Source organism: Haloarcula sp. MBLA0163 (assembly GCF_055632435.1).
Window position 1 is genome coordinate 2,159,172 of record NZ_CM145745.1, and the last position, 25,981, is coordinate 2,185,152.

A 25,981-nucleotide genomic window follows, 5' to 3' on the forward strand; every position below is an offset into this window, starting at 1 on the left:
ACAGACGAATGACCGGACTCGCGACCGAGGGGCTGGCGGTCGAATACGAGGGCCGTGCGCACGTCCCCGACCGGGAGACGACGGCCGACGACCAGTTGCGGGACGCGGGCGCCGACACCGTCGTCGGTTACCCGGCCAGCGGCCCCCGGCCGCTCCGCGGGTAGATGCGCGTCGCCGTCGTCGGCGGCGGCTGTGTCGGACTCGTCGCAGCCGGTGACCTCGCGACGCGCGGGGCCTCGGTCACTCTCTACGAACGTGCCGACCTCGGGAGCGGCGCGACCGGTCGCGCCGCGGGCATCTGCTACGACGCCTTCGCCGGACGGGTGGACGCCGCCGTCGCGGCGCGCGCGCTCGAACGCTACCGCGAGTGGGACCTCTTGACTCCGTGCCCGTACGTCTGGGCCGCCCGCGAGGACGGCGACGCGACGGCGATCCGCCAGCAGGTCCGCGAGATGCGGGCCCGCGGGCGGGACGTGAGCGAACTGTCGCCCGACGCGCTGGCGGCGCGGTACCCCCGGCTCGACACCGACGGCGTCGTCGCCGCCGGCATCGCCCACTCGGCCGGAACGCTGGCCCCGGACGCCGTCGTGACCGAACTGGCGGCGCGTGCCCGGTCTGCCGGCGCCACCGTCCGGACGGGGACACCCGTCTCCCTGGCCGGTCGGACGACCGTCCAGACTCCCGCCGGGACCGAGACGTTCGACGCAGTGGTCGTCGCGGCCGGCCCGGCGACGGACCCACTGGTGGCCGACGTGGGCGTCTCGCTCGCGCTGGAGACCTACCGGGCGCAGGCGCTCGTCACCGACGCCGTCGACGCGGCGCTCCCGTCGTTCTACGACGCGACCGAGGAGTTCTACTGGCGGCCGAAGGGCGACGGTATCCTCGTCGGCGACGGCGCGCACGCGGCCGACCCGGAGGACTGGAGCCGCGACGCGGACCCCGCCTTCGTCGAGTCGGCGCTGGCGAGGGTCGAAGCCGCGACCACGCTCTCGCCCTCGGTCCGGCGCTCGTGGGCCGGCCTCTGTACGGCGACGCCGGACCGGGACCCGCTGCTCGGGGCGGTCGCCGACGGGCTCTGGGTCGCCGCTGGCTGGCAGGGCCACGGGCTGATGCGAGCGCCGGCGCTGGGCGAGTACCTCGCCGAGCGAGTGGTGGACACGGAGCCGACGCTCGACGCGGCGCTCGGACCGCGGGTCGACCCGACGCGGTTCGGCGGTGACGAGTCGTTCGACCCGCTGGGCGACCCGACGGCCGACTGGTGACGTCTGCGTCGTAGAACAGCGTAAACAGCGGGCTCCGTTACTCCTCGGTGTCGTCGTCGACCGGGTCGTCGTGGTCGTCGGCGTCCTCGGAGACCGGTCCGTCGCCGGCTTCGTCCGCGGCCGTCTCGGACTTCGGGATACGGACCTGGAGCGTGCCGTCCTGTTTCAGCGTCGCGGACGCGGCCTCGGCGTCGACGACGGCGTCCTCGGGGAGCGTCACCGACCCGTCGAGCGCCAGTCCGCGACCGGGGTAGCGCATGTCGAAGCCGTCGTGGAAGTCCCGGAAGCGGTCGATCCGCACTTCGACGCGGTCCTCGACGTACCGGACCTGCACGTCGCTCGCGGTTGCACCGGGGGCGTCGAAGACGACGAGGTAGGCGTCCTCGGACTCCAGTAGGTCCGCCGGCAGCGGCTTGTTCTCCTGCACCCGACCGGCGGCCCGGCCGATGTTCTCGAAGATAGCGTTGCCGATAGACTCCCCGATGCCGCGGATCATAGCTCGACGGCCTCCAGCGTGTCGGCCTCACCGCAGTACGGACAGGTGAAGTCCTCGACGCCGGTGTCGTCGGGCATGTCGTAGGTGTAGTGGAGCTCGAACATGTCGAGCGTGCAGTCGTCGTCGGTGCAGACGACCTCCAGAGTGGCTGGCATGGTCACGGGTTGGTCCGTGAGGCTCAAACCGCTTTCGGAGGCGGAACCACCGTCGCAGGCGTCCGAACATTGATTAGCGCCCGTTGAGAGGGGACACGCATGGGTTCCGGTGTTCTGGGCGTGGACTTCAGCGGCGCGAGCGCGGCCGGGGACGCGCTGTGGGTGACCGAAGCCACGCGAACTGCGGCGGGGATGCGCATCGACGCGTGCTATCGCGCGACAGACGAGTGGGGTCGCGACCGCGAGAGCGCACACGCCGGCCTCGTGGAGCGAGTCCGGCACGGCGACGTCAGCGCGGTCGGACTGGACTTCCCGTTCAGTCTCCCCCAGTCGTTACTCGACGCCCGGTGTGGCGGCACCTGGCGGGGGTTCCTCGAGTGGGTCGGGAGCGATAGCGGTCCGGCCAGTCCCGACGCGTTCTCCGAGGTGTGTCGCCACACGGCCGAGATGACCGCTGGCAAGCGGGACGTTCGCCGAGCGACCGACGCCCGGCGCGCGGCGCTCTGTCCGTACACGAACCGGGTCCGGAGCATGACCTACCACGGCGCCCGGAACGTCCTCGGTCGCCTCGCCGACGACCCCGCCACGGCCGTCGCGCCGATGCAGGGCCACGACGCCGAGACGGTCGTCTGTGAGGTGTACCCCGCGGCCACCTTCGGGTGGCTCGGCTGTTACCGGGAGGGGTACAAGACCACCGACGGGGCGCGTGCCCGGCGCGAGACCAACCTCGAGGCCGTCGAGGCGTGTAGCGTCGCGCTGGACGAGCACCGCGAGACGTACCGCGAGAACCACGACGCGCTCGATTCGCTGGCGGCCGCCGTCTCCGCCGGCCGCGTCGCCGACGGCGCCCGGCCCACACCCGTCGGTACCGTCGAGGAAGGCACCATCTACGTGTAGCCCAAGCCGGTCATATTTCAGTCCGGACCCGATAGACCGTCTATGACCGACGAACACGGTGGGTTCGAGGGGGTCCGCGAGAACGTCGACGGCCACCCGATGGTGAACCTCGTCGCCTATGCGACGCCGTACTGGGCGCGTCTGCTCGTCGGCGTGCTCTCGGCCTTCTGTACTCGCTTCGCCCGCCTCGTCCCGCCCATCGTGGTCGCCGCCGCCATCGACCGCGTGATTCTCAACCGGGGGGAGCCGGGGCTGCTGACGGCCGCCGGACTGCTTCCGACCGGCACCATCGCGGGCGACGCCGCGAAAGTCGCGTTCCTCCAGCGACTCGTCGCCATCGCCGCCGTCGCGTATCTGCTCCGGTCGGCGACGCGCTTCGCCTCCCGCTATCTCCTCCAGTCGACCGCCCAGAAGATTCAGCGCGACCTCCGGAACGACACGTACGACCACCTCCAGCACCTCTCGATGGACTTCTTCGCGAACCACCAGACCGGGGGGATGATGTCCATCCTCAACAGCGACATCAACCGGCTGGAGTCGTTCCTGAACACCGAGTTCCGCCAGCTGATACGGGTCGTCGCCACCGTCGGCGGTATCGCGGTGGTCCTCTACTGGCACTCGCCGACGCTGGCGCTCATCGCCCTCGCCCCCGTCCCCGTCATCGGCGTCGCGAGCGGCTACTTCCTGACGTGGATTGAGCCGCGCTACCGGTCGATTCGCCGCACCGTCTCCCGGCTCAACACCCGGCTGGAGAACAACCTGAGCGGCGCGCCGGTCATCAAGGCCTTCGACCGCTACGAGTTCGAGAACGAGCGGGTCCGCGACCAGAGCCAGACCTACCACGACGAGAAGGTCGGCGCGCTCCGCATCCGGCGGGCCTTCTTCGCCGGGCTCCGCCTGCTGACCGGCGTCGTCTTCGTCGGTATCCTCTACGTCGCCGGGATGGACTTCATCACGAGCGCCGACGGCGAGGCCGCGCTGCAGGCGGGGACGTTCGCGCTGTTCTTCCTCTACCTGCGCCGCCTCTACTCCCCGATGCGTCGGGTCGGCAAGTCCGCGAACAAGTACCAGCTCGCGAAGTCCAGCGCCGAACGGGTGTTCGGCCTGCTGGGGCAGTCGCCGGCCGTCACCGACCCCGAGGACCCCTACGAACCCGAGAGTCTCGACGGGCGCGTCACCTTCGACGACGTGACCTTCGGGTACGAACCCGACCGACCGGTCGTCCGCGACGTCTCGCTCGACGTCCCGGCGGGCGCGACCATCGGACTGGCCGGGCCGACCGGCGCCGGGAAGTCGACGCTCCTGAAACTCGTCCCCCGGTTCCACGACGTGGACGCGGGCGCCGTACGGGTCGACGGCGTCGACGTGCGCGAGTACGGCCTCCAGTCGCTGCGTGACGACGTCGCCGTCGTCGAACAGCAACCGTACCTCTTCTCCGGCACCGTCGCCGAGAACGTCGCCTACGGCGACCGCGAGGTGCTGGACGGGGAGAGCGAGGGGCGCGAGGCCGCCCGCGAACGGGTCCGGGAGGCCGCCCGCGCCGCGCAGGCCCACGAGTTCGTCAGCGACCTCCCCGAGGGGTACGACACGCAGATCGGGGAGCGCGGCATCAAGCTCTCGGGCGGGCAGCGCCAGCGCGTCGCCATCGCCCGCGCCCTGCTGAACGACCCCGAGATAATCATCTTCGACGAGGCGACCAGCGACGTCGACACGGAGACCGAAGAGCGCATCCAGGCGAGCATCGAGCGACTGGTGGAGGACCGCACCGCCTTCGTCATCGCCCACCGCCTCTCGACGATACAGGACGCCGACCGCATCGTCGTGATGGACGACGGCGAAATCGTCGAGCGCGGGAGCCACGCCGACCTGCTCTCGGCGGAGGGCGACTACGCCGATCTCTGGTACGCGCAGGCCGACGAGCGGCCGGTGAGCGCCGACGACTAGCGCGCCGGCGAAATCGCTTATCTCTCCGGCGTCCGAACCGGGCGTATGGACACCGAACCGCCGTCGCTGGGCCGCCTCCGGACGCTCGCACACCTCCTCGACGAGAGCGTCCGGGTCCCCGGCACCGGGTTGCGCGTCGGTATCGACCCCCTGGTCGGTCTGCTACCCGTGGCCGGCGACCTCCTCACCGGACTGTGTTCGCTCGCCATCGTCGTGGCCGCGGCCCGTCGCGGCGTCTCCCGACGGACGCTGGCCCGGATGCTCCTGAACGTCGCGCTGGACGTGGTCGTCGGTGCGGTTCCGGTCGTGGGCGACCTCTTCGACGCCCTCTGGAAGGCGAACGTCAGGAACGTCGACCTCGCGGTGGCCGACCTCGAACGGCAGGGATAGCGGCCCGGCACCGCCGGCGAGCGCTCGACTACTGGGCCAGCGCCTCGTTGACGGTGTACAGCAACGCGCCGTACTTGTCGCCGTGGAAGTCCCACATCGTCATCCCGCCGTAGTCGTTGTCGAGGACGTACTCTGCTTTCAGCGCCACCGAGCGCATGTTGTCGTAGCTGACGAACTCGCGGTCGTTCTCCGAGTAGAGGTACGGCGCGGCCGCGTCGTCGTGCCAGTAGTACTCGTAGTCGTTGTCGGCGTTGACGTTGTACTCGATGTCCCAGAAGTCGTAGGTCCCCTGTTCCTCGGTGGGGAAGGTGCCGTCCGGGACGCCCTCGAAGGGCTGGTCGAACCCGCGGTTGGCGGGGTCGACGCCGGTGTAGCCGCGGCCGAACGTCGCGAAGGTCAGGTTCAGTTTGGCCGGGTCGATGGGACGGGCCTTCCACGCCTCCATCGCGTTCGCGGTGTAGTACTGGAAGTCCGGCACGCTGTCGGGGTAGGGGTTGTACAGCGGCGCGCCGAACCCGGTGTACTCGTCCCACGGGCCGGCGAAGTCGTAGCAGACGACGTTGACCCGGTCGACGGCGTCGGCCAGCTCCGCGACGACCAGTTCCTCGGCGAAGTTCGGGTTGATGGCGGCCGAGAGGCTCAGTTCGTACTCCGCGCCGTCCTCCTCACCGGCGGCGTCGAGTTGTCGGCGGACCTCCTGGATGAGCAGCGTGAACTGCCGGATGTCCCCGTCGCGAGTGTACTGGTCGGCGTCCTCGCCGCTGGGGTAGCGCCAGTCGAGGTCGAGGCCGTCGAAGTCGTACTCGCGCATGATCTCGACGGCGGTCCTGGCAAACCGGGCGCGGCGAGCGCTGTCGACCGTCACCCTCGAGTAGTACCGCGACGCGAAGAACCCCCCGATAGAGAGGATCATCTTCGTGTCCGGGTGGTTCTTCTTCCGTGCCTGGAACGCCGCGAGGTTGCGCGTGTCGGCGAACTGGTCGGCGTAGCCCACGCTCCCGTCCTCCTCGACGGAGAGGTAGGCGTACTGGAGGTGGGTGATCTGGTCCAACGGGACCTCGCCCGGCATGTAGTCGCGCTCGTAGCGCGACCACGCCGGGTAGATTCCGACGACGGACTTCCCCGGAGGCGGGGTGTTCGTGGCACCGAGTGCCGCGTGGATCGAACCGCTCCGCGCGCCGCGTGCGCCGCCGGCCAGGCCGACCGCGGCCGTCGCACCGAGGGCTCCCAGGAATTTTCTGCGTGACAACATGGTGTTCATAATATTAGTAATACATACGCAAATCTAATATATATTCGTTGTTACCGTGACGGTCTCGCAACCACGGCGACGGCTTCGGGTCGGCGTGACCGACCAGACACCGTTTTAGGCGTCCAGCGTCAAGCCGCGGCCATGACCGTAGACCCCGAGACGCTCGACGTGACCATCGTCGACGGCTACGTCGACGAACCCGCACACTTCGGGGTGCCGCCCTACATCTCGACGTACCCGCGGTACGCTGCCGGTGCGATGGTCGACGCCGGCGTCCCCCGCGAGCAGATCACGTACCACACCATCGACGAACTCCGCGAGGAACGCCGCCGCTGGCGCGACGTCGAGGCGGCGGACCTCATGGTGTACGTCGGCGGGATGACCGTCCCCGGGAAGTACGTCGGCGGGACGCCGGCCGAACCGGACGAGGTACGCGAACTGGCGTGGACCGCCGACGGGACGAGCGTCATCGGCGGCCCCGTCCGCTTCGGCGTCGGCGAGGCCAACGAGGGCGCCAGCGAGACGGCCCGCGACGACCTGGACTTCGACTTCCTCGCGATGGCCGACGTCGAGGCGGCCGTCTACGACCTCGTGCACTCCGGACTGGAGGGGTTCGAGAACCGCTACCGCTCCGTCGAGGAGGAGACCCGCTGGGCCCGCGACGGGGCGTTCGTCGTCGAACAGCACCCGAACCACCCCGACTACCTCATCTGCGAGATGGAGACCTCCCGGGGCTGTCCGTACCGCTGTTCGTTCTGCACGGAACCGATGTACGGCGACCCGGACTTCCGACCGCCAGAGAGCGTCGTCGACGAGGTGGACGCGCTCTCGGACCGCGGTGTCAGGCACTTCCGTCTGGGCCGGCAGGCCGACATCCTCGCCTACGGCGGCGACGGCGAAGCCCCGAACCCCGACGCCCTCCGTCGGCTCTACGGCGGCATCCGCGAGGTGGCGCCCGACCTGGAGACGCTCCACCTCGACAACATGAACCCCATCACCATCGTCAAGTGGCCCGAGAAGGCCCGCGAGGGGATCCGCATCATCGCCGAGCACAACACGCCCGGCGACACCGCCGCGTTCGGCCTCGAATCGGCCGACCCCGCCGTCCAGAGCGACAACAACCTCAACGTCACCGCCGACGAGTGCTTCGAGGCGGTCAAGGTCGTCAACGAGGTCGCCGGGTTCCGTCCGGGCGGTGACCGCGACTCGGCCCCGAACTTCGGCGACGACGCCGCGCGACGCCTGCCGAAGCTCCTGCCGGGCATCAACCTCGTTCACGGCCTGAAAGGCGAGACCCGGGAGACGTTCGAACACAACAAGCGGTTCCTCCAGCGCGTCTACGACGAGGGCCTGATGCTCCGACGGGTGAACATCCGACAGGTGATGGCCTTCGAGGGGACGGACATGGCCGACACCGGCGCGGACATCGCCAAGGACCACAAGCAGCTGTTCAAGCAGTACAAGCAGGAGGTCCGCGAGGAGATAGACAACCCGATGCTCAAGCGCGTCGCGCCCCCGGGGACCGTGCTACCGGACGTCCACCTGGAGTACCACCAGGACGGCAAGACGTTCGGCCGCCAGCTCGGGACCTACCCGCTACTGGTGGGCCTGCCCGGCGAACGCGAACTCGGGCGGACGATAGACGTCGCCATCACCGGCCACGGCTACCGCTCGGTGACCGGCGTCCCCTACCCGCTGGACGTCAACAGCGCCTCGATGGACGAACTGACGACGATTCCCGGCGTCGGGCGGAGTCGCGCCGGCGACATCGTCGTAGGCCGACCCTACGAGTCCGAGACGGAGGTCGGCGAGGACCTCTCGCGGTTCGTCACGGCCCGGTCGCCGGGCGACGCGGACTGAGCGACGCGCCGACCGTGTCTTAGCACCTGTTTAGGCGATTAACGCGCCGTTGGTCGGTCAGCGCGCCTCCGAACGAACAGAAGGTACTTTTGGCTCCCTCGCGCAGTGGACACCAATGACCGACGTCGAGGTGAGCGTCGTCCTGCCCGCCTACAACGAGGCGGACACCATCGAGCGGACCGTCTCGGTCACGCTGGAGACGCTCGCCGACTTCCTCCCCGACGACGCGTTCGAGGTCATCGTCGCCGAGGACGGCTGCGACGACCGCACACCGGAGATAGCGACCCGCCTCGCCGCCGAGGACGACCGGGTCCGTCACATCCACTCCGACCGACGCCTCGGCCGCGGGGGCGCGCTGGAGTACGCCTTCGAGCGGGCCGAGGGACAGACGCTGGTGTACTTCGACACCGACCTCGCGACGGACATGTCCCACCTCGAGGAACTCGTCGAGAGCGTTCGCTCGGGCGAGTACGACGTGGCCACCGGGTCGCGCTGGATGCCCGAGAACCGCGCGGACCGACCGGCCAGACGCGGCGTCCCGAGCATCGGCTACAACACGCTCGTCCGCACCATCCTGCGCTCGGACCTCAGGGACCACCAGTGCGGGTTCAAGGCGTTCGACCGGCAGGCGTTCGAGGTGCTCGCCCCGGCCGTCGACGACGAGCACTGGTTCTGGGACACCGAACTGCTCGTGAAGGCCCAGCGGCGCGGGTTCCGCGTCAAGGAGTTCCCCGTCGACTGGGAACCGAAGGGCGATTCGAAGGTGGACATCGTCCGGGACGTGTTCGGGATGGGGAGCCAGATCCTGCGGACGTGGTGGGAACTCTCCGTCAGTCCGCGCATCACCCGTCGCGTCTCGCTGGGCGCCGGGACGGCGCTGGTCGCGGTGGCGCTCCTCCTGATGACTCAATATCTGAACCCCCAGACGGTCCTGAACGAGATGGCCGGCGCGGACCCCGCGCTGGTCGGCGCCAGCGCCGTCGTCTACGCCCTCTCGTGGCCGCTGCGTGGCGCACGCTATCGGGACATCCTGCAGTCGATGGGCTTTCGCGAGCGCTGGGACTTCCTCACGGGCGCGGTGTTCATCAGCCAGACCGGGAACCTCGTGTTCCCCGCGCGGGCGGGCGACGCCGTGCGTGCCTACGTCGTGAAGGCCCGGCGCTCCATCCCGTACCCCTCCGGGTTCGCGTCGCTAGCCGTCGAGCGCGTCTTCGACCTGTTGACCATCACGCTACTGGCCGGCGTCGTGCTGATGGGGCTGGCGGCGACGGGGTCGGCCGATACGCTGGTCGGCGCGGTCACCGGCGACGTGGCCGGCGGTGACGCCGCCGCGAGCGGGCAGACGGCCATCGCCGTCGCCGCGTTCGTCGGTGTGGCCGCCATCGGCGCCGTCGTCGCCATCGTCGCCAGCGCCCGGACCGACCGGAACCTCGTCCGCCGGACGGTGGGCCGTCTGAGCGACGACTCCTACGCCGACTACGTCGCGGGCGTCGTCGAGCGGTTCGTCGGCGACGTGCAGACGGTGGCCGGCGACGGCCGCTCGTTCGCCCGCGTGGGCCTCGCGAGCCTCGCCATCTGGGCGCTGGACGTGGTGACGGCGCTGCTCGTCTTCGCCGCGTTCGGCTATGCGCTGACGCCGTCGCTCGTCGCCGTCGGCTTCTTCGCCGTCAGCGTCGGGAACCTCGCGAAGGTGCTCCCGCTCACGCCCGGCGGCGTCGGCCTCTACGAGGGGGCGTTCACCGTCATCGTCGTGCCGCTGACCCCCGCGGGCATCGGCGTTGCGACGGCGCTGTCCGTGGCCATCGTCGACCACGCCGTCAAGAACGCCGTCACCATCGTCGGCGGCGTCGTCTCGATGGCCTGGCTCAACGTCTCGCTGACGAAGGCCGTCGAGGAGTCCCGGACCGCCGCGGACGTCGAACCCGAGGCGACGGACTGAGACCGGTCAGCGGCCATCGTATCGGTCGGTCAGGAACGGTCCGAACGCGCCGGCGACGGCGTCGGCGAGCGCCTCCGACCGCGTGAGTCGCCCGTCGGTGTAGACGCCGACGGCACCCTCCCGTCTGGCGACGGCCTCGCGGCCGAGTCTGTCGTCGAGGACCGGGCCGAGCTCCTCGCCGTCACGGACGCGACTGGCGACGGCCTCTGGGAGCCGGATGGACGGGCCCTCGCCGTACGCCGCCCGGTCGCCGTCGGTGACGGCGGCCCACATCACGAGCCAGAGTCCCGGCGGCCGGTCGCGCTCCGTGACGCCGCCCTCGATGCCGACCCCGAAGTCGGCGTCGGTGACGGACAGCGCCGACATCGCTCGGTTTTCCGCGCCCGTGACCGTCTCCTCGCGACCCCGTGGCTGTTCGGCCACGCCGGAGTCGACGCCGACCGAGACGACATCGGCATCGGGCAGAGTTCGTTCCACAGCCGTCCGTTTGACCGGGTTCGCGCTCCCGACTGCGACGTCCATGTCGCTGGAAACTACCGGATGATTCATGACTGTTGTTATTTGAATGGTCGTGCGTTCCGTACACAAACACGTGTTTCGTGGCGTGAATCGCCCGTCCTCGTTTCGATACCACAATTTTTAAATCTCTTTCGGACAGACGCAGTATTACCGATTGCCTCCGGGTTCTACGGCGAGTCCCACCCGGTGAGCACCCGCCTTCGCAACCAATGAGCGAACACACGCGAACACGACGACGGACGGACGAGCAGACAGAGGAATCGACGTCGACTTCGACCGCCTGCCCCGAGTGCAGCGGCTCCCTCGTGATGGACGACGAACACGGAGAGACGGTCTGTGAGGACTGTGGCCTCGTCGTCGAGTCCGACGAGATCGACCGCGGCCCCGAGTGGCGCGCGTTCGACTCCAGCGAGAAAGACGAGAAGTCCCGCGTCGGCGCGCCGACGACGAACATGATGCACGACAAGGGCCTCTCGACCAACATCGACTGGCGCGACAAGGACGCCTACGGCAACTCCCTCTCCGGGAAACAGCGCCAGAAGATGCAGCGGCTGCGCAAGTGGAACGAGCGGTTCCGCACCCGCGACTCCAAGGAGCGCAACCTCAAGCAGGCCCTCGGTGAGATAGACCGCATGGCCTCCGCGCTCGGCCTCCCCGAGAACGTCCGCGAGACGGCGAGCGTCATCTACCGCCGGGCGCTCGACGAGGACCTGCTGCCCGGCCGCTCCATCGAGGGCGTCTCGACGGCGTCGGTGTACGCCGCCGCCCGACAGGCCGGCGTCCCGCGCTCGCTCGACGAGATCACGGACGTCTCCCGCGTCGAGAAGAGCGAGATCGCTCGCACCTACCGCTACGTGGTCCGGGAACTCGGCCTCGAGGTGAAACCGGCCGACCCCGAGAGCTACGTCCCCCGGTTCGCCTCCTCGCTGGAGCTCTCCGACGAGGCCGAACACCGGGCCCGACAGCTCCTCCAGAACGCGAAGGAACAGGGCGTCCACTCCGGGAAGTCACCCGTCGGTCTCGCGGCCGCCGCCGTCTACGCCGCCGCGCTACTGACGAACGAGAAGACCACGCAGGCCGCCGTCAGCGAGGTCGCCGACATCTCCGAAGTGACAATTCGGAACCGCTACCACGAGCTGCTCGAGGCCGAGCAGGACCTGCCCGTCGCGTAGGCACCGCTCCGCCGACCGGAGGAGAATCAGGGCTGATAACCACGGAGACACGTTTAATCTGCTGGACCCGTGCGGTGAGAACATGGCTTCAGATTCGGGCGACGCCGCCCAGAGCGTCGCCGGGTCCAGCGACCGGGACCTCGGCACCGCGATCGACGAGCTGTTGCGCACCTCGGAGAGCGTCTCCGCGAGTTCACAGGAGATTAGCGACCTCGCGAGCGAGCAGTCCGAGAACATGCGCGAGGTGGCCGGCGAGGTGTCGAACCTCTCCGCGACCGTCGAGGAGGTCGCGTCGAGCGCCAGTCAGGTCCGGCAGGTGAGCGACCGGGCCAGAGAGCTCGCCGACGAGGGACGCGACGTGGCCGACGACGCCATCGACGCGATGGAGTCGGTCGACGAGGCCAACGAGGCGGTCTCCGAGGACGTCGAGCGACTGCGCGACCGCATCGACGAGATAGACGAGATAGTGGAGGTCATCAACGACATCGCCGACCAGACCAACATGCTGGCGCTGAACGCGTCCATCGAGGCCGCACGCGCCGGCGAGGCCGGCGAGGGGTTCGCCGTCGTCGCCGACGAGGTGAAATCCCTCGCCGAGGAGTCCCAGCAGAACGCCACCGAGATAGAGCAACTCGTCTCGAACATCAAGGCCGACACCGAGGACACCGTCGAGAGCATCGACGACGCCAACGAGCAGGTCGAAGCGGGCATCGAGCAGGTGAGCCGGACCGTCGAGATTCTGCGTGACATCGACGAGGCCGTCGAGGAGGCCGCCCGCGGTGCCGAGGAGGTCGCCTCCGCCACCGACGAACAGGCCGCCTCCACCGAGGAAGTCGCCAGTATGGTCGACCTGACCGCGGAGAACGCCGAGGAGGTCGCCGACGAGATAGAACAGATCGCCGCGGCCAACGAGCAACAGACCGCGAAGATAACCGAGATCCAAGGACTGCTGGACGGTCGCTAACCGCAAGACCCGAGTCCCAGCCACTGCAGAAACCGGTATGGAGACGAGCCACCGGGTCGTCACCGGCGACGCCCGAGAGTTGCCACTGGCAGACGACAGCGTCGAACTCGTCGTCACCTCGCCCCCCTACCCGATGATAGAGATGTGGGACGACATCTTCGCCGCACTCGACCCGGCGGTCGGGTCGGCGCTGGCGGCGGACGACGGGGACCGGGCCTTCGAGTTGATGCACGACGTGTTGGACGCGGTGTGGGCCGAAGTCGAACGCGTCCTCGTGCCGGGCGGCATCGCCTGTATCAACGTCGGCGACGCCACCCGGTCGCTGGCCGACGGGTTCCGGTCGTACCCGAACCACGCGGAGATAACCGACCGGCTGACCGACCGCGGCCTGCGGGCGCTCCCGGACGTCCTCTGGCGGAAACCGACCAACAGCGGCGCGAAGTTCATGGGGTCGGGGATGGTCCCGCCGAACGCCTACCCGACGCTCGAGCACGAGCACATCCTCGTCTTCCGCAACGGGGAACGGCGGCGCCTCGAGCCGGGCGCCGACCGGCGCTACGAGAGCGCGTACTTCTGGGAGGAGCGCAACGAGTGGTTCTCGGACCTCTGGGAACTGCCCGGCGAAGCACAGGACATCGACGACGGCCTGCGCGACCGGTCGGGGGCGTTCCCGATGGCGATTCCGTACCGCCTCGTCTCGATGTTCTCCGTGTACGGCGACACCGTCCTGGACCCGTTCCTCGGGACCGGCACCACGACGCTGGCGGCGATGGCGGGCGCACGCGAGTCCGTCGGCGTCGAGCGTGACCCCGACCTCGTAGAGGCGCTGGCCGAGCGTGTGGGACGCATCCCGGACCGTTCGCAACAGTTGGCCCGCGAGCGGCTGGCCGACCACCGCGAGTGGGTCGAGCAGTACCGGGACCGGGGAAGGAACCGGGCTACGAGGCCGAGCACTACGACTTCGCGGTCAACACGAAACAGGAACGGCGCATCCGTCTGTACGCCGTCGACGGCGTCGAGCGAACGGACGAGGGGTACCGCGTCACCCACACGCCCGTCGAGTGACCGGGTGGGCGGAGGACGGGGCGGAGCCGCTGGCCGTCGGCCCGACGGACATCGTGCTAGTTGTTAACACGCTAAGGTGAGAACAGGATGGTGGGGACACCTGCGATGACCCTGACAACCGTACCCAGATACGACCGGGAGGAGGTCGATACGGTCGGAGACCACGCGGTAGTCGTCGGCGCGAGCATGGCGGGGTTGCTGGCGGGGCGCGTGCTGGCGGACGGCTTCGAGTCGGTGACGATCGTCGAGCGTGACTCGTTGCCGGAGGAACCGACCACCCGCCGAGGCGTGCCACAGGGCGACCACGTCCACGCGCTCCAAGAGGCGGGCCGGGCCACCCTCGAAGACCTGTTCCCGGGCTACAGCGAGGAACTCCTGTCGGCCGGCGGCCTGCTCGTCGACACCATGAGCGACTTCCGCCACTACGAGAAGGGCGGGTTCCTCGCGGACGGCGAGACGCGCATGCCGATGTACTCCGCGACGCGCCCGCTGCTCGAACAGGTGGTCCGTCGTCGTCTCGGCGCCGTCGAGGGCGTCACGCTCAGGACCGAGTGCCGGCAGGTCGACTACCTGACGACCAGCGACGGCACGGCAGTGACGGGCATCGAGCTGCGAGCCGACGGCGGCCGCGACGAGGTGGACGCCGACCTCGTGGTCGACGCGACCGGGAGGACGAGTCAGACGGCGTCGTGGCTCGGTGACCACGGCTACGAGTCACCCCCCGTCGACGAGGTCCACATCGACATCGCCTACAGCACGATCAGCGCCGAGCGACCGGCCGGGGACCGCCGGGCATTCTTCGTGCCGCCGGACCCGCCGCGCACCCGCGGGGCCGGTGTCTTCCCGGTGGAGGACGGCCACTGGGTCGCGACGTTCGCGGGCGTCCACGGCGACCACCCGCCGACTGACCCGGCCGAACTGCGTGCGTTCGCCGCGACCCTGCCGGTCCCCGAACTGGTCGAGATGGTCGACGAGCAGGAGCTGACCGAGGCCGACGTCGCCCACTACCCGTTCCCCTCCAACCGCCGGCGCCGCTTCGAGGCCCTCGACCGGTTCCCGGACGGCCTGGTCGTCACCGGGGACGCGCTGTGCAGTTTCAACCCCATCTACGGGCAGGGGATGTCGGTCGCTGCCCTCGAGGCGCTCGTGCTCCACCACACGCTGGCGTCGGCCGAGGGCACCGGGTTCGGACTGCGGTTCTTCGAGGCGGTCGAACCTATCGTCGACGTGCCGTGGTCGATAGCCGTCGGCGGTGACTTCGAGTTCCCGGCGACGACCGGGCCGAAGCCCCGCGGCACCGACCTGTTCAACCGCTACATCGCACGGCTGATGCGGCAGGCCCAGTCGGACTGGCGCCTGCGCGAGGCACTGGTGCGCGTGTTCATGATGGAGACGCCTCCGAGCACGCTGCTGCGGCCGGCGACGTCGTGGCGCGTCCTCAGGCCGACTCGGTCAGACGTCGCGACGCTCTCGGGGCGGCCGTTCGCGAGCGGGCACTGGGGACGCCCCTAGCGGCCCGCGGGGCCGCCACGGAGGCGCGGCTTTTTAGGCCGTCTCGACCGAGCGTCGGGCATGGACTTCACATCGTTCACGCTGCTCGCGGCCGGGTCGGACCTCTCGATGGAGCCGGCCGCGCGCGAGGACGCCGACGGCGTCGAACTCCGGATGGACTTCGCCGAGGACCCGCTGGGCCAGCTCGACGCCTACGACGGCGACCTGCCGGTCCTCGTGACCAACCGGGTCGCGTGGGAGGGCGGGGAGGCCGCGGACGACGCCGGCCGGCTCGACGCGCTGGAGCGCGCCGTCGAGCACGACGCGGTGACGGCGGTGGACCTCGAACTCGCGGCGCTGTCCGGCGAGGGCGCCCACGACGCCGGTCGGGTCGCCGACCACGCCCGCGACCACGGCGCGTCGGTGGTCGTCTCGACCCACGACTTCGAGGCGACGCCGGACCGAGAAACCATCGCCGAGCGTCTCGAACGGGCCTGCGACCACGGCGACGTGGGGAAGATGGCCTCGACGGCACACTCGCCGGACGACGTGCTGGCGATGCTCGGGGCGACCCGCGAGCTGTCGGCGGCCGGCGAACAGGTGGCGACGATGTGCATGGGCGAGGCCGGCCGGCACTCGCGGGCCGTCGCCCCGCTGTACGGGTCGCGCATCGGCTACGCCCCGGTCGACCCCGCCGAGGCGACGGCGCCCGGGCAGTACGACCTCGCGACCCTGCGGTCGCTCGTCGAACAGCTACAGAGCGAGTCAGCTACCCACCGCTGAAGCGGTGGGCTTGTCGGTGGACTCTCGTTCTGTCGACACTGGCGTGTCGGACGCCACTTCAGTAGCGTTCACGGTCATGATCCCCGACTTCAGGGCGTACTGACTGAACGCCCCTCCAGCGGGGGACTTCTGCCCCTGCTGGAGCTTGAGCGCGACTTTCCGAGCGACGTTCTTCGCCGCGTTATAATCGGCGTTAGCCGTGTACGAACAGTCAAGACACGCGAAGTGTTGCCCGTCGCGGTTCTCCGCAAGCGTACACCCGCACTTTGAACACTGCTGGCTGGTGTAGGACGGTTCGACTGTCTCAACGACGATCCCAGCCAGTTCCGCTTTGTTCTCGGTTTGTTCTTGCAACTCGCGGAACGCCCACTGCTGGAATTTCTTCCCGTCGCTGATTCGGGCACGAATCTGTTCCAAGTCCTCGAACGCGATATGCGTACACCCGTGGCGGTGGGCTTCTGCGACGATTGCTTTCGAACACTGATGGAGGTAGTCTGCACTCCACCGCCGGAACCTATCACCGATGCGCTGGAAGGTCAGGTGGGCGCTTCGTGTGCCAGTCTGTTGGAGGCTGGCTCGCCGCTCTTCGAACTCGTTACGCTTGTGGTTGAGAGAGTCTGCGTTGCCGATGAACTCGCCTGTCGAAGTTACAGCGATGTGGTCGTCAACGTTGCAGTCCACGCCAAGGACTCTCGAATCCTCGGCTTTCTCAGGACTGCTCGCGTCGATTTCCCGTTCCATCGCCGCGTGCAGATAGAACTCGTCGGTGTCGCTGTCGTAGTGGACGGTACTGGTCGAAAAGTCGTAGTCGTCGTTCAGTAAGTACTCGCCATGTGGCGTCCCGTCAGGGTCGTCAGGCAGGTCGTAGTCGCATTCGACTCTGCCGTTGACGGTGGCGAGACTCACCTTGTCGCGGTAGTAGGTGGCGGCTCGCTTGTCGTAGACGATGCTGAACGTATCGTACTCTGGCTTGCTGGTGTGTTCGCCGTCTGCAAGCCTGTCGACGCAGTTGTCGATATCGTCGGTGGCGCGTTTGATAGCTTTCTGCACGAGGTTCGCGTGCAAGCCGTCTGTTTCGTTGCGGAGGTCGTGGTAGATGGCAGCTTCGGCTTCACTTTTGCTGGTTACGCAGTCTTCATCGGGGTAGCGCCATGCCCAGTCTGCGGTGCGGTTCGCGCAGTACTGGAATTTGGTATTGGTGGCGTGGAGATCGCTCTTGCGGTCGTCAGGCACGTCGAGTCGGACGCGAACCGTTCGAGTTACCTCCCACGCCATGCATGTCACAATAAAGGTTGGTCTTTATTAATAATTTTCAGCAGCGTTGGAGAGTCAGTAATGCAGGTTAGCGGTGGATTGGTTCACGGAGTGTACGCGCTTCCTCCCACCCGTAAACGGGTGGGCTTCCGCGCTGTACTCCTGTGAACGGGGCGGCGTCGCCACTGGGCCACGTTACGGGACCGCCCGCCGACCGTCGGCCGGCGACCGTGACCTAGCGGCCGTAGGTCAGCCGCGTCGCCACGTCGTCGAGGCGACGCTTGACCCCCGAGAGCCACGCGCCCGGCGAGACGGCCCGAGCCTCCTCGTCGGACACCTCGATGCGCTCGGACCCGAACGCGCTGGACCCGTCGCCGTCCGAGACGTCGACCACGGTGGTCATGCTACACCGACCGCAGGTTTCCGTCTTCTTGCCCATGATATACCGTGATGGTTGTCGAGAGAGACGAATAAACCTTGCCGCTGTGCGCGACGGGCGGGGAACCGTCACCCTAGCGGGGAAGCCCCCGTCAGGCGACGGGGTGGCGGAGAATCGCGCCGACGCCGTCGAACCCCTCGGCGAACCGTTCACCGCGGTCGTACCCTGTCGGGACGACGACGGTGTCCGCGCCGGTCGCTGCCGCCCGTCTGGCGAGTATCTGGGCGTCCGCCGCGTCGAGCGAGTCGGCCAGCAGCACCGTCTCCGCGGCGCCGTGTTCGACGGCCTCCGCGGTGTCCTCGCGACCGTAGACGGCCGGGTCGTCGCCGTCGAGGTCCGCGAAGAAGGTGTCGAGCGTCTCGCGGGCCTCGCCGACGTCGAGCGCGTCGACGTCCTCGGCCGCCTCGACCAGTTCGCGGAGTCCCTGCTCGGAGGCGTAGGCCACCTCGAACGGACCGACGACCCGGTCCGCGAGGCGGTCGGGGAGGTGGTCGCCGTCGTCGAACCGTTCGACCATCACCTCGCTACCGCCGAGCACCAGTCGGTCGACGCCGGCGTCGGGGTCGTCACCACCGGTCCCGGCGTCGGCGAGGAACACCCGTTCGGCGGCCGCACCGACCGCGTCGAAGAACTCGTCGGCGCGTTCGTCGCTCCGCCCTTCGAAGCGGTCCTCGGACCGGCCCTCGGCGGCCTGCTTGCTGGGGACGTCGCTGGCCACTTCGTCGACCAGTTCGACCGTCTCGGCGTCGTAGCGGCCGAAGACGGCCGATTCCCGCGTGACTATCAGCAGTCCGTGGGTCGGGGCGTCGGCCGCCGGTGTGACGCGCACGTCGAGCGGCGACGTGTCGAACTCGTTCGAGCGGTCGTACACCGACTCGGTCACCGGTTCGGCGAGGTCGTCGAAGACGTAGGTCCGGAGGTCGCCGTCGACGACGCCGGCGTAGACGACGAGGCCGTTCTCCGGCGTCCGCTCGTAGTCGTGGAGGATTCGGCGGATCTCTTCGAGTGCGTCCTCGACGTGCGTCTGTGTCGCCTCGTCCGTGTCGAGGTAGTTCGCCTCGGCGTGGTCGGCCTCGACGCGCTCCAGCGTCTCGCCGAGCGGTGCGGTGGCGGGGACAGCGACCGTCAGCAGACGGTCCGTGTCGGCGGTCGCTGTGTCGACTGCCTCGATTCGTCCTCGGAAGTCGTCCGCGTGTGTCGTGTCAGTCATTGCGTGTTGTCGTGGACGCCAACGGTTGGTCGTCGGGCCCTGTGCGAACGTCGACACTGCGAGCGGCGTCTCCGGGACTGCGAGATGGTCGCATCGGACGGGTGGCGGAGGGAACGTGTTAAAAGCAATGGTGTCTGTTCGCTGTCATGTGGGCGCGTTACACACCGACACGACCGGGCGCGCGGGACCGACGTTTTAGGTGGGTCGCCGACGAGTGTGCGATATGGGGTATCACCACATCACGCCGGACGACGTCGACGCCACACCGGACCGACCATGTGTCCAGCGCTCGATCGGGGACGCCGCGGGGTTAGAGCAGATGGCTGCGAACGTGTACGAAGTGGCCCCCGGCGAACAGATTCCGCTGGCCTACCACTACCACGACGACCAGGAGGAGGTGTTCTACGTCCTCTCCGGGACGCTCTCCGTCGAGACGCCCGAGGGAACGTTCGAGGTCGGGGCCGACGAGGTGTTCGTCGTCGAACCGGACAGCCCACAGCGGGCGTTCAACCCGGAATCGGCCACCGAACCAGCCGAGACGTTCGTCGTCGGCGCACCGGCCGTCGACGACGTCCACCCGTACGACCCGGACGAATGAGCGAGTTCGACGACACCCGACGCACGGCGGAGGCCCCGGAGACGGCGGCCGAGGCCGACGCCGACCTGCCGTCGTGGGACGACGACTACCTCCAGCGCGTCGCCGACCGCCTCAAGTTCAACTACGACCTCGAACGGGACTACACGGCCGGGAGCGAGCGCTTCGAGATGTACGGCCGCCTGTACGTCGAGAGCCAGAAGCAGTTCCTCCACCAGTCCATCAACTGGGCCAACTACGAGACGGTCGAACACCTGTTCGTGCGGCGGGCCGACGGGGTCTCGCGGGCGGACCTCGACGCGCTGGTCGAGCTCGGGCACGACCTCGCCGACGAGTGGATAGACGCCGACGAGGAACACCAGGGGACCGACTTCACGTTCGTCCTCGTGGTGCCCGACATCCCCGACGACGTGCACTCGTACGTCGAGGGGTTCCGCGACCGGACGTTACTGAAGTACGGCTACTACGGTGCCTACGAGGTGAACCTCGCCGTGGTCGCCCCCGACCGCGAGGACGCCGTGGGGAGTTCGGAAGCCGACGTGACCGCGGCCTTCGAACTGTGGCGCGACCTCGAGGCGGGCCCGGACGGACTGCTGGGTCGGCTTCGGGCCTGGCTGGGATGACCAGACCGGCACTCGCCGTCGCGCTCGTCGCGCTCGTCGCGCTGGCGGGATGTTCCAGCGGCGGTCCGTCACGCGTGGTCGCCGCCGGGACGCCGGCCACGGTCGACGCCTCGGCCCTCGACGGGACCGGCTACGAGCGAGTCGGGACGACCAACAGGACGTTCAACACGACGGTCGGCGCGACCATCAGCGGCGACGTGAAGATGAGCGCCGAGCGCCCGGTGACGGCGACGACGCCCGTCACGACCTACCGTCGCGGGACCGACGGCGGCCCCGCCCTCGTCCTCGTCGCGACGGCGCCGGCCGTCCACCCGATAGAGAACCAACCGGTCGTCAGGGACCCCCTCGCGACCCTCTCGCCGACCGAGCTCGTGACCTCCCTGCAGTCGACCTACGCCGTCGAGTCGCTGGAGCGAGGCGAGAACACGACGGTCCGACTGCTCGCCAACGAGACGACGGCCCGGACCTACACCGGCACGGCGACCCGCGACGGGGAAGCGGTCCCGGTCCGCGTCACCGTCGCTTCGGTCCGCGACGGCGGCGAGTTCGTCACCGTCGTCGCCGTCGCGCCGCACTCGGCGGCCGACGACGAGCGGGTCCGGCAGGTCGTCGCCGGCGTCACGCACTGAAAAAGTACCGCGAAACGTCGTCTGCGAACGGGCACCGATGCCCGCGGTCGGCCGCTCAGTCGTCGGCCGGCGCGCCGCTGGGCCGTTCGCGCACGGTCCGGATGTTCTTGTAGCCGATCCAGACCAGCGAGAGCGCGAGGCCGACCAGCACCAGCGCCAGCACGATCTGGACGGCGACCGAGATGCGGGCGAAGATGCCCGCGCCCTCGGCGAAGCCGCCCTGGATGAACTGCTGGTAGAGGTTCTGGTACAGCGAGAGGTACAGCAGCGCACAGACGGTGATGACGGTCATCAGCGCCATCGGGACGCCGGTGCTGATGAGCTGTTTGTCGTCGTCCCAGTTGGCCAGCCACACCGTCGCGGTCAGCAGCGCCAGCGCGGCCAGGAGCTGGTTCGCACCGCCGAACAGCGGCCACAGGCTCGCCCAGGAGCCGCTGGCGACCAGCGCGTAGGCGACGAGACACTGGATGGCCGCGTTACTGTAGCGGTTGGTGCCGACCTCCTGGACCTGCCGGACCGCCGAACTGCTGGCGTCGGGCGTGCCGACGATCTCCTCGGCCATGTAGCGACCGAGTCGGACCGCCGTGTCCGTCGAGGTCAGCAGGAAGCTCACGAGCACGAGCGCCATGAACGGCGCACCGATGGACGTCGGGATGCCGAAGCTCGTCAGCATCACGCTACCACCGGACGCGAAGTTCGGGAGCGCACGACCGATACCGCCACCGGCGGTGACGCCCGCGACGGCGACGGTCCCGAGCGCGACGGTGGCGAGCAGGCCCTCACCGAGCATCCCACCGTAGCCGATGGGGCGGGCGTCCGTCTCCTTGTTCAGTTGCTTCGCCGTCGTCCCGGAGGACACCAGCGAGTGGAAGCCGCTGATGGTCCCGCAGGCGATGGTCACGAACAGCAGCGGGAACAGCGGCAGACCCGCGGTCCCCATGAAGCCGTAGTACGGTTCGAGCTGGATGACAAGCGGTTCAGCGGAGGTCCCCAGCAGGGTGCCGACGATGACCGCCAGCAGCGCCCCACCGACGCCCGCGTACAGCAGGAACGACGAGAGGAAGTCACGCGGCTGGAGCAGCGTCCACACCGGGAGCACCGACGCGATGGCCGCGTACAGCAGGATGACCGGAATCCAGCCGGCGGTGTTCGCGCCGAGCGTGCCCGCCGCGGGCACTATCGACGCCAGTCCGGACCCGAACAGCACGATGGTCTCGCTCGGGAGTCCCTCGGCCGGGAACAGCGCGATGGGGAACTCGATACCGACGAAGACCCCGCCGAACACCGCGAGGACGAACGCCGCCGTCCCCGGGATGAACGGGAGGTCGAGCTGGTAGAGGTACACCCCGAACACCAGTGCCAGCGCGATGTAGACGAAACTCGCCGTCGCGGCCTGTGGGTAGGCGTTGAACACGATGGCGACGACGAGTGCGAACACTGCCACCACGAGGATGATGGTCAGGAACGCGAACCACAGCAGCATCTTCTTCCCCCGCTCCCCGACGTACTCGCCGATGATGTAGCCGATGGACTTCCCCTCGTGTCGGAGGCTCCCCGACAGCGAGACGAAGTCGTGGACGCTCCCCATCAGCGGGTTGCCGATAGCGATCCACAGCAGGGCCGGCACCCACCCCCAGACGACGCCGGCGGTGATGGGGCCCACGATGGGTGCACCCCCGGCGATGCTCGAGTAGTGGTGTCCCAGCAACACCGGTTTCTTCGACGGGACGTACTCCTGACCGTCCTCGTATTTGTGCGCCGGTGTCTCGTTTTCGTCACTCAACTCTACGAACTGTGCGAGATACCGTGAGTACCCGAGGTATCCAACGCTGAACGTCAACAGCGTCGCTACGACGAGCCACAGTACTTGTACCATGTTATAGACCCTCAACCGTATCTGTGGGCAAAAAGTATTTAATAATTGTGGACGTCAGTCGTCAGAATCGCCAGAGAGAAACGGAGCAGTGGCTACCGCGCCCCCGTCGAACCCCCCGGGAGTATCAGGCCTGCGGTGGGGACGCGGCCGTCTCGATATCGAGTTCCTCGGTGACCTCCGAGAGGAGGTCGCCCTTGATCTCCGAGACGCGCTGTTCGATGACCGCGACGACCGGCTGGTCGAACTCCGAGTGGATGCGTTCGAGCCGGTCCTGTTCGGTCCGGTGTCGCTCCCGCAGATACATCGCGCCCTTGCCCGTCTCGTCGTCGTCGGGGGCGGGTGCGACCTTGTTGACGACGAGGCCGCCGACGGTCAGCCCGGCGTCGGTCAGGTCGGAGACCGCCCGGTGGGACTCCTCGATGGAGAGTTCGTCCGGGTTCAACACGAGGTAGAACGCCGACTGTTCGCGCAGCGTCTCGCCGGCGAACTCGAACATCTCCTTGCGCTCGGTGAGCCGGCGGATGATGGGGTCTTCCTTGAGCTTCTGTCTGGCCTCCTTGTCGCCGATGGCCGCCTTCTCGAAGAGGTCGACGCTCTCCTTTCGCTTCTCGGTGAGCCGTTCGATCCACGACTCGAGGAACTCCGGCAGCGCCAGCAGTCGGAGCGTGCCGCCCGTCGGCGACGTGTCGAAGACGACGCGGTCGTACTCCTCGCTGTTCCGCATCACGTCGATGAACCGGTCGAACAGCGCCGCCTCGTAGGCCCCGGGCGTCCGGTGGGCCAGCTCTATCTGGCGGTCTATCTCGTTGACGATGGCCGGACTCACCTGGTCGGACATCGTCGATTTTATCTCCCGCATATGGCGCTGGACCTCCTCGTCGGGGTCCAGCTCCATGGCGAAGAGGTTGTCGTGGCCCTCGACGGGCTTCGGGTCGTCGTCGAACTGCTGGTCGAAGACGTCCGAGGTGCTGTGGGCCGGGTCCGTCGAGACCAGCAGGGTCCGCAGACCGTCGCGAGCGCACTTCAGGCCGTAGGCGGAGGAGACGGTGGTCTTGCCGACCCCGCCTTTCCCGCCGAAGAAGACGAACTTGTTCATGTCAGAAGTGGTACTGCTGGCCCTTGCGTTCGATGTACGACTGGCGGTCCCACATCCGGCGCTCCCACTGGACGAACTCGTCGGTCAGGTACGGGAGGAGTTCGGCCGTGTAGTAGGAGACGGGGCTCGGGATGCCGAAGGCGTCCGCGAAGCAGGCGAACATGAACACGTCTGCCGTGTCCTCGGCTTCCTTCTCTATCTTCTCGAAGGACGGGTGTTCTATCATCCCGTGATAGAGGCCGTGGAACCACTCCTCTAACGTATCGAGGTAGGCCTGGATTCGTTTGTCTACGTTCATGGATACTGGTAGCAGGCGCGTCGCAGATACGTGTTCCGCCGGTCAGCACGCACACCCGGTCGACCCCTGAGACCGCTCGAACCGCATCTCGTCCCCACACGTCGGGCAGTCCGGAGCCCCGTCGCCCTCGACGTCGACGTCCCGGATCCGTTCGTCGCAGTCGTCACACCAGTAGGCACCGTCCGACAGTTCCTCCGTGACATCGCCCCGGTTGGCCGACTGCGTCGACGCCTGCAACACCTCCTTGACCGTCGTCAGGATACTCATGGAACGAATTACCTTCGTAACGGCAATAAACGTTCCTGCAGGACTGCGCTGCCGGCGCACAACCGCCACGTTGCCCTCCGTCAGGAGACGTGGTCGGCCAGTCCGTCCAGCATCCGGTCGAGCTCCCCGCGGCGCTTCCACGCGGCGATACGGTCGGTCAGCGAGGCGAGAGGGAGTCCGAGACTGACCGACGACCGGACGGTCACCTCGCTCCCGTGGTCGCGCGCGGTGTAGGTCACCGTCGTCTCCATCGCCTCGAACGGACCCCGCTGGCCGACCTGTCGGTAGCGGAGTCCGTCGGTGCGGTCCTCGAACTCGAACACCGCCTCCATCCCGCCGCCGCGGGCCGTGACCCGCTGTCCCCCGTCGACCGCCTCCGTCTCGACGACGGTGAACGTGCCCGCCGCCTCGAGGACCGTCGACGGCGAGAGCACACGTTCGAGTTCGGCCGGCGTCGCGTCTACGAACCGCGTCTGGACGACCTCGCGCATGGCTGTGCTGTCACCGTCACCCGCCATAGTTCCACGGGCTACTGGGCGAGGAGGGGCAGGGCGAGCGCCGCGACCGCCAAAAAGCCCGCGACGACGCCGTAGATGAGCCGTCTGAAGCGCACCTCGGCGGGTATCTCCTCCCTGAGCGAGGGACGCTCGGTCCAGACGTAGCGGTGGTAGGCGACGGCGGCCGTCAGGCCGGTCAGCAACGCCGCGACGGTCAGCGCCATCGGGAGCGAGGCCCCCAACGCCATGACGTAGATGGGGCCGAAGGAGAAACTCACCGTGAACCCGAGCCCGCTCACGACGAGGAACGGGACGGGGTCGACCGGTGTGCCGTCGCGGTTGTGAACCATCACCACCCTCTTGGGCCAGACGGAATATGAACCCACCTATCACGACAGCACCTCGACAACTAATCCACACACATAAGGCCGCCCCAACCGCCACGGAGAGGTATGGCATCCGACGGAGACATCCGCGTACTGCTGGTCTTGGACCTCGTCCTCTCGCTCGTGTTCAGTACGGTCGTCGTCTGGGGGCTGAGCTTCTTCGGCCTCGCGTCGTTCACGCTTCGGAGCGTCGCGACGACGGCGCTGGCGCTGGCGGTGCTGACCTACCTCCTCGTCCTCCGGTAGTCACTCCAGCCAGTCCGGGTTCGGTCGGGGGGGACTGAAGACGTCGATGGCGAGGAGGTCCACGTCGCCGCGGTTCTCGGCGGCGTGGACCTCGTGGCTCCGGAGCCAGTAGGAGCCGCCCGGTTCGACGGTCACCGCCGCGCCGTCTTCGAGGACGAAGGTCTGTTCGCCCTGGTAGACGAACCCGACCTGTTCGTGGTGGTGGCTGTGTTCCGGCACCCGCCCGCCCGGTTCGATGCGGAGGTGCTGGATGCTCATCTCCTCGCCCGCCGCCAGCTGCGCGAGGTGGACGCCCGGTTCGACTTCGACCGTCTCCGTGGGGGCTTCTGGCACGACTTCCATACAGGTACGTACAGAGCAACGGTGAAAACCGTAT

The 25,981-nt window shown here is 68.4% G+C and carries 29 protein-coding genes and 1 pseudogene; 16 read left to right on the plus strand and 14 right to left on the minus strand.

The annotated features are described in order from the left end of the window. The first annotated feature begins 8 nt into the window (after nucleotides 1-8). Both ACV7GQ_RS11495 and ACV7GQ_RS11500 read left to right on the plus strand, forming a co-directional pair. Nucleotides 9-164: a hypothetical protein gene (locus tag ACV7GQ_RS11495; protein ID WP_470310380.1), complete on the plus strand. Its 156-nt coding sequence runs from the start codon at nucleotides 9-11 to the stop codon at nucleotides 162-164. Beyond that, complete coding sequence (locus ACV7GQ_RS11500; protein WP_470310381.1) at nucleotides 165-1,262, plus strand: NAD(P)/FAD-dependent oxidoreductase; 1,098 nt, start codon at nucleotides 165-167, stop codon at nucleotides 1,260-1,262. It abuts the gene before it with no gap. 37 nt (nucleotides 1,263-1,299) lie between these two features. Here the strand turns inward: ACV7GQ_RS11500 and ACV7GQ_RS11505 are convergent, their stop codons facing one another. Both ACV7GQ_RS11505 and ACV7GQ_RS11510 read right to left on the minus strand, forming a co-directional pair. Then, a complete protein-coding gene (locus ACV7GQ_RS11505) occupies nucleotides 1,300-1,758 on the minus strand; it encodes an Hsp20/alpha crystallin family protein (RefSeq protein WP_470310382.1) in 459 nt (152 codons plus the stop codon). Next, nucleotides 1,755-1,913, minus strand: coding sequence for a DUF7559 family protein (locus tag ACV7GQ_RS11510; RefSeq protein ID WP_220616859.1), 159 nt, complete (start codon nucleotides 1,911-1,913; stop codon nucleotides 1,755-1,757). Before ACV7GQ_RS11510 ends, ACV7GQ_RS11505 begins: the two co-directional genes overlap by 4 nt. A gap of 99 nt (nucleotides 1,914-2,012) precedes the next feature. Between ACV7GQ_RS11510 and ACV7GQ_RS11515 the strand changes: the two genes are divergently transcribed. Genes ACV7GQ_RS11515 through ACV7GQ_RS11525 form a run of 3 tightly spaced genes read left to right on the plus strand, consistent with a single transcriptional unit; the run spans nucleotide 2,013 to nucleotide 5,144 of the window. Next, nucleotides 2,013-2,810, plus strand: coding sequence for a DUF429 domain-containing protein (locus ACV7GQ_RS11515; protein WP_470310383.1), 798 nt, complete (start codon nucleotides 2,013-2,015; stop codon nucleotides 2,808-2,810). Nucleotides 2,811-2,852: 42 nt separating this feature from the next. After that, nucleotides 2,853-4,754, plus strand: a complete 1,902-nt coding sequence (locus ACV7GQ_RS11520; protein ID WP_470310384.1) for an ABC transporter ATP-binding protein — start codon at nucleotides 2,853-2,855, stop codon at nucleotides 4,752-4,754. Between the two features lie 45 nt (nucleotides 4,755-4,799). Further along, nucleotides 4,800-5,144 carry a DUF4112 domain-containing protein gene (locus tag ACV7GQ_RS11525; protein ID WP_470310385.1) on the plus strand — a complete coding sequence of 115 codons (345 nt, stop codon included), beginning with the start codon at nucleotides 4,800-4,802 and terminating at the stop codon, nucleotides 5,142-5,144. 28 nt (nucleotides 5,145-5,172) lie between these two features. On the opposite strand, the gene ACV7GQ_RS11530 is transcribed toward ACV7GQ_RS11525, so the two are convergent. Beyond that, nucleotides 5,173-6,405, minus strand: coding sequence for a glycoside hydrolase family 18 protein (locus ACV7GQ_RS11530; RefSeq protein ID WP_470310386.1), 1,233 nt, complete (start codon nucleotides 6,403-6,405; stop codon nucleotides 5,173-5,175). 132 nt (nucleotides 6,406-6,537) lie between these two features. On the opposite strand from ACV7GQ_RS11530, the gene ACV7GQ_RS11535 reads away from it, so the two are divergent. Both ACV7GQ_RS11535 and ACV7GQ_RS11540 read left to right on the plus strand, forming a co-directional pair. Then, nucleotides 6,538-8,256, plus strand: a complete 1,719-nt coding sequence (locus ACV7GQ_RS11535; protein WP_470310387.1) for a radical SAM protein — start codon at nucleotides 6,538-6,540, stop codon at nucleotides 8,254-8,256. A gap of 115 nt (nucleotides 8,257-8,371) precedes the next feature. Continuing rightward, the gene (locus ACV7GQ_RS11540) at nucleotides 8,372-10,195 is read left to right on the plus strand and encodes a flippase-like domain-containing protein (protein WP_470310388.1); all 1,824 of its coding nucleotides are present in this window, start codon (nucleotides 8,372-8,374) and stop codon (nucleotides 10,193-10,195) included. A gap of 6 nt (nucleotides 10,196-10,201) precedes the next feature. On the opposite strand, the gene yjjX is transcribed toward ACV7GQ_RS11540, so the two are convergent. Beyond that, nucleotides 10,202-10,717: an inosine/xanthosine triphosphatase gene (gene yjjX / locus ACV7GQ_RS11545; protein WP_470310389.1), complete on the minus strand. Its 516-nt coding sequence runs from the start codon at nucleotides 10,715-10,717 to the stop codon at nucleotides 10,202-10,204. 206 nt (nucleotides 10,718-10,923) lie between these two features. On the opposite strand from yjjX, the gene ACV7GQ_RS11550 reads away from it, so the two are divergent. The 5 genes and pseudogenes from ACV7GQ_RS11550 to ACV7GQ_RS11570 all read left to right on the plus strand — a co-directional run bounded on the left by ACV7GQ_RS11550 (nucleotide 10,924) and on the right by ACV7GQ_RS11570 (nucleotide 16,189). Continuing rightward, nucleotides 10,924-11,886, plus strand: coding sequence for a transcription initiation factor IIB (locus tag ACV7GQ_RS11550; RefSeq protein ID WP_470310390.1), 963 nt, complete (start codon nucleotides 10,924-10,926; stop codon nucleotides 11,884-11,886). Between the two features lie 82 nt (nucleotides 11,887-11,968). Further along, a complete protein-coding gene (locus tag ACV7GQ_RS11555; protein WP_470310391.1) occupies nucleotides 11,969-12,850 on the plus strand; it encodes a methyl-accepting chemotaxis protein in 882 nt (293 codons plus the stop codon). 37 nt (nucleotides 12,851-12,887) lie between these two features. After that, nucleotides 12,888-13,915, plus strand: a pseudogene (locus ACV7GQ_RS11560) (DNA-methyltransferase). A 105-nt stretch (nucleotides 13,916-14,020) separates the two neighbouring features. Next, nucleotides 14,021-15,427 carry an FAD-dependent oxidoreductase gene (locus ACV7GQ_RS11565; RefSeq protein ID WP_470310392.1) on the plus strand — a complete coding sequence of 469 codons (1,407 nt, stop codon included), beginning with the start codon at nucleotides 14,021-14,023 and terminating at the stop codon, nucleotides 15,425-15,427. Between the two features lie 60 nt (nucleotides 15,428-15,487). Next, the gene (locus ACV7GQ_RS11570) at nucleotides 15,488-16,189 is read left to right on the plus strand and encodes a type I 3-dehydroquinate dehydratase (protein WP_470310393.1); all 702 of its coding nucleotides are present in this window, start codon (nucleotides 15,488-15,490) and stop codon (nucleotides 16,187-16,189) included. On the opposite strand, the gene ACV7GQ_RS11575 is transcribed toward ACV7GQ_RS11570, so the two are convergent. The 3 genes from ACV7GQ_RS11575 to ACV7GQ_RS11585 all read right to left on the minus strand — a co-directional run bounded on the left by ACV7GQ_RS11575 (nucleotide 16,172) and on the right by ACV7GQ_RS11585 (nucleotide 19,092). Further along, on the minus strand, nucleotides 16,172-17,464 hold the full coding sequence (locus tag ACV7GQ_RS11575) for an RNA-guided endonuclease InsQ/TnpB family protein (RefSeq protein WP_470310394.1): 1,293 nt from the start codon (nucleotides 17,462-17,464) through the stop codon (nucleotides 16,172-16,174). The genes ACV7GQ_RS11570 and ACV7GQ_RS11575 overlap by 18 nt on opposite strands. A gap of 214 nt (nucleotides 17,465-17,678) precedes the next feature. Beyond that, the gene (locus ACV7GQ_RS11580; protein ID WP_470310395.1) at nucleotides 17,679-17,882 is read right to left on the minus strand and encodes a DUF8007 family protein; all 204 of its coding nucleotides are present in this window, start codon (nucleotides 17,880-17,882) and stop codon (nucleotides 17,679-17,681) included. A 91-nt stretch (nucleotides 17,883-17,973) separates the two neighbouring features. Next, a complete protein-coding gene (locus tag ACV7GQ_RS11585; RefSeq protein WP_470310396.1) occupies nucleotides 17,974-19,092 on the minus strand; it encodes a baeRF10 domain-containing protein in 1,119 nt (372 codons plus the stop codon). Between the two features lie 223 nt (nucleotides 19,093-19,315). Here ACV7GQ_RS11585 and ACV7GQ_RS11590 point away from each other — a divergent pair, with 223 nt between their 5' ends. The 3 genes from ACV7GQ_RS11590 to ACV7GQ_RS11600 are packed head-to-tail and all read left to right on the plus strand — an operon-like array spanning nucleotide 19,316 to nucleotide 20,939. Then, on the plus strand, nucleotides 19,316-19,690 hold the full coding sequence (locus tag ACV7GQ_RS11590) for a cupin domain-containing protein (protein WP_470310397.1): 375 nt from the start codon (nucleotides 19,316-19,318) through the stop codon (nucleotides 19,688-19,690). After that, entirely contained in the window at nucleotides 19,687-20,310 is a 624-nt protein-coding gene (locus ACV7GQ_RS11595; protein WP_470310398.1) for a DUF8052 family protein, read from the plus strand. Before ACV7GQ_RS11590 ends, ACV7GQ_RS11595 begins: the two co-directional genes overlap by 4 nt. Further along, nucleotides 20,307-20,939 carry a DUF6517 family protein gene (locus ACV7GQ_RS11600; RefSeq protein WP_470310399.1) on the plus strand — a complete coding sequence of 211 codons (633 nt, stop codon included), beginning with the start codon at nucleotides 20,307-20,309 and terminating at the stop codon, nucleotides 20,937-20,939. The genes ACV7GQ_RS11595 and ACV7GQ_RS11600 overlap by 4 nt, the downstream gene beginning before the upstream one ends. Nucleotides 20,940-20,994: 55 nt before the next feature. On the opposite strand, the gene ACV7GQ_RS11605 is transcribed toward ACV7GQ_RS11600, so the two are convergent. The 6 genes from ACV7GQ_RS11605 to ACV7GQ_RS11630 form a co-directional block, all read right to left on the minus strand. Continuing rightward, nucleotides 20,995-22,815: a carbon starvation CstA family protein gene (locus tag ACV7GQ_RS11605; RefSeq protein WP_470310400.1), complete on the minus strand. Its 1,821-nt coding sequence runs from the start codon at nucleotides 22,813-22,815 to the stop codon at nucleotides 20,995-20,997. Between the two features lie 124 nt (nucleotides 22,816-22,939). Further along, nucleotides 22,940-23,911, minus strand: coding sequence for an ArsA family ATPase (locus ACV7GQ_RS11610; protein ID WP_470310401.1), 972 nt, complete (start codon nucleotides 23,909-23,911; stop codon nucleotides 22,940-22,942). Nucleotide 23,912: 1 nt separating this feature from the next. Continuing rightward, the gene (locus tag ACV7GQ_RS11615) at nucleotides 23,913-24,209 is read right to left on the minus strand and encodes a DUF7990 family protein (protein ID WP_220616879.1); all 297 of its coding nucleotides are present in this window, start codon (nucleotides 24,207-24,209) and stop codon (nucleotides 23,913-23,915) included. A gap of 42 nt (nucleotides 24,210-24,251) precedes the next feature. Further along, nucleotides 24,252-24,476 (minus strand): hypothetical protein, encoded by a 225-nt coding sequence (locus ACV7GQ_RS11620; protein ID WP_470310402.1) that lies wholly within the window; start codon nucleotides 24,474-24,476, stop codon nucleotides 24,252-24,254. 80 nt (nucleotides 24,477-24,556) lie between these two features. Then, complete coding sequence (locus tag ACV7GQ_RS11625) at nucleotides 24,557-24,967, minus strand: SRPBCC family protein (RefSeq protein WP_470310403.1); 411 nt, start codon at nucleotides 24,965-24,967, stop codon at nucleotides 24,557-24,559. A 38-nt stretch (nucleotides 24,968-25,005) separates the two neighbouring features. Continuing rightward, nucleotides 25,006-25,323 carry a hypothetical protein gene (locus ACV7GQ_RS11630; RefSeq protein WP_470310404.1) on the minus strand — a complete coding sequence of 106 codons (318 nt, stop codon included), beginning with the start codon at nucleotides 25,321-25,323 and terminating at the stop codon, nucleotides 25,006-25,008. 102 nt (nucleotides 25,324-25,425) lie between these two features. Between ACV7GQ_RS11630 and ACV7GQ_RS11635 the strand changes: the two genes are divergently transcribed. Then, on the plus strand, nucleotides 25,426-25,605 hold the full coding sequence (locus tag ACV7GQ_RS11635) for a DUF8107 family protein (RefSeq protein ID WP_470310405.1): 180 nt from the start codon (nucleotides 25,426-25,428) through the stop codon (nucleotides 25,603-25,605). Here ACV7GQ_RS11635 and ACV7GQ_RS11640 read toward each other — a convergent pair whose 3' ends face one another. After that, entirely contained in the window at nucleotides 25,606-25,947 is a 342-nt protein-coding gene (locus tag ACV7GQ_RS11640) for a cupin domain-containing protein (RefSeq protein WP_470310406.1), read from the minus strand. Nucleotides 25,948-25,981: the final 34 nt, after the last annotated feature.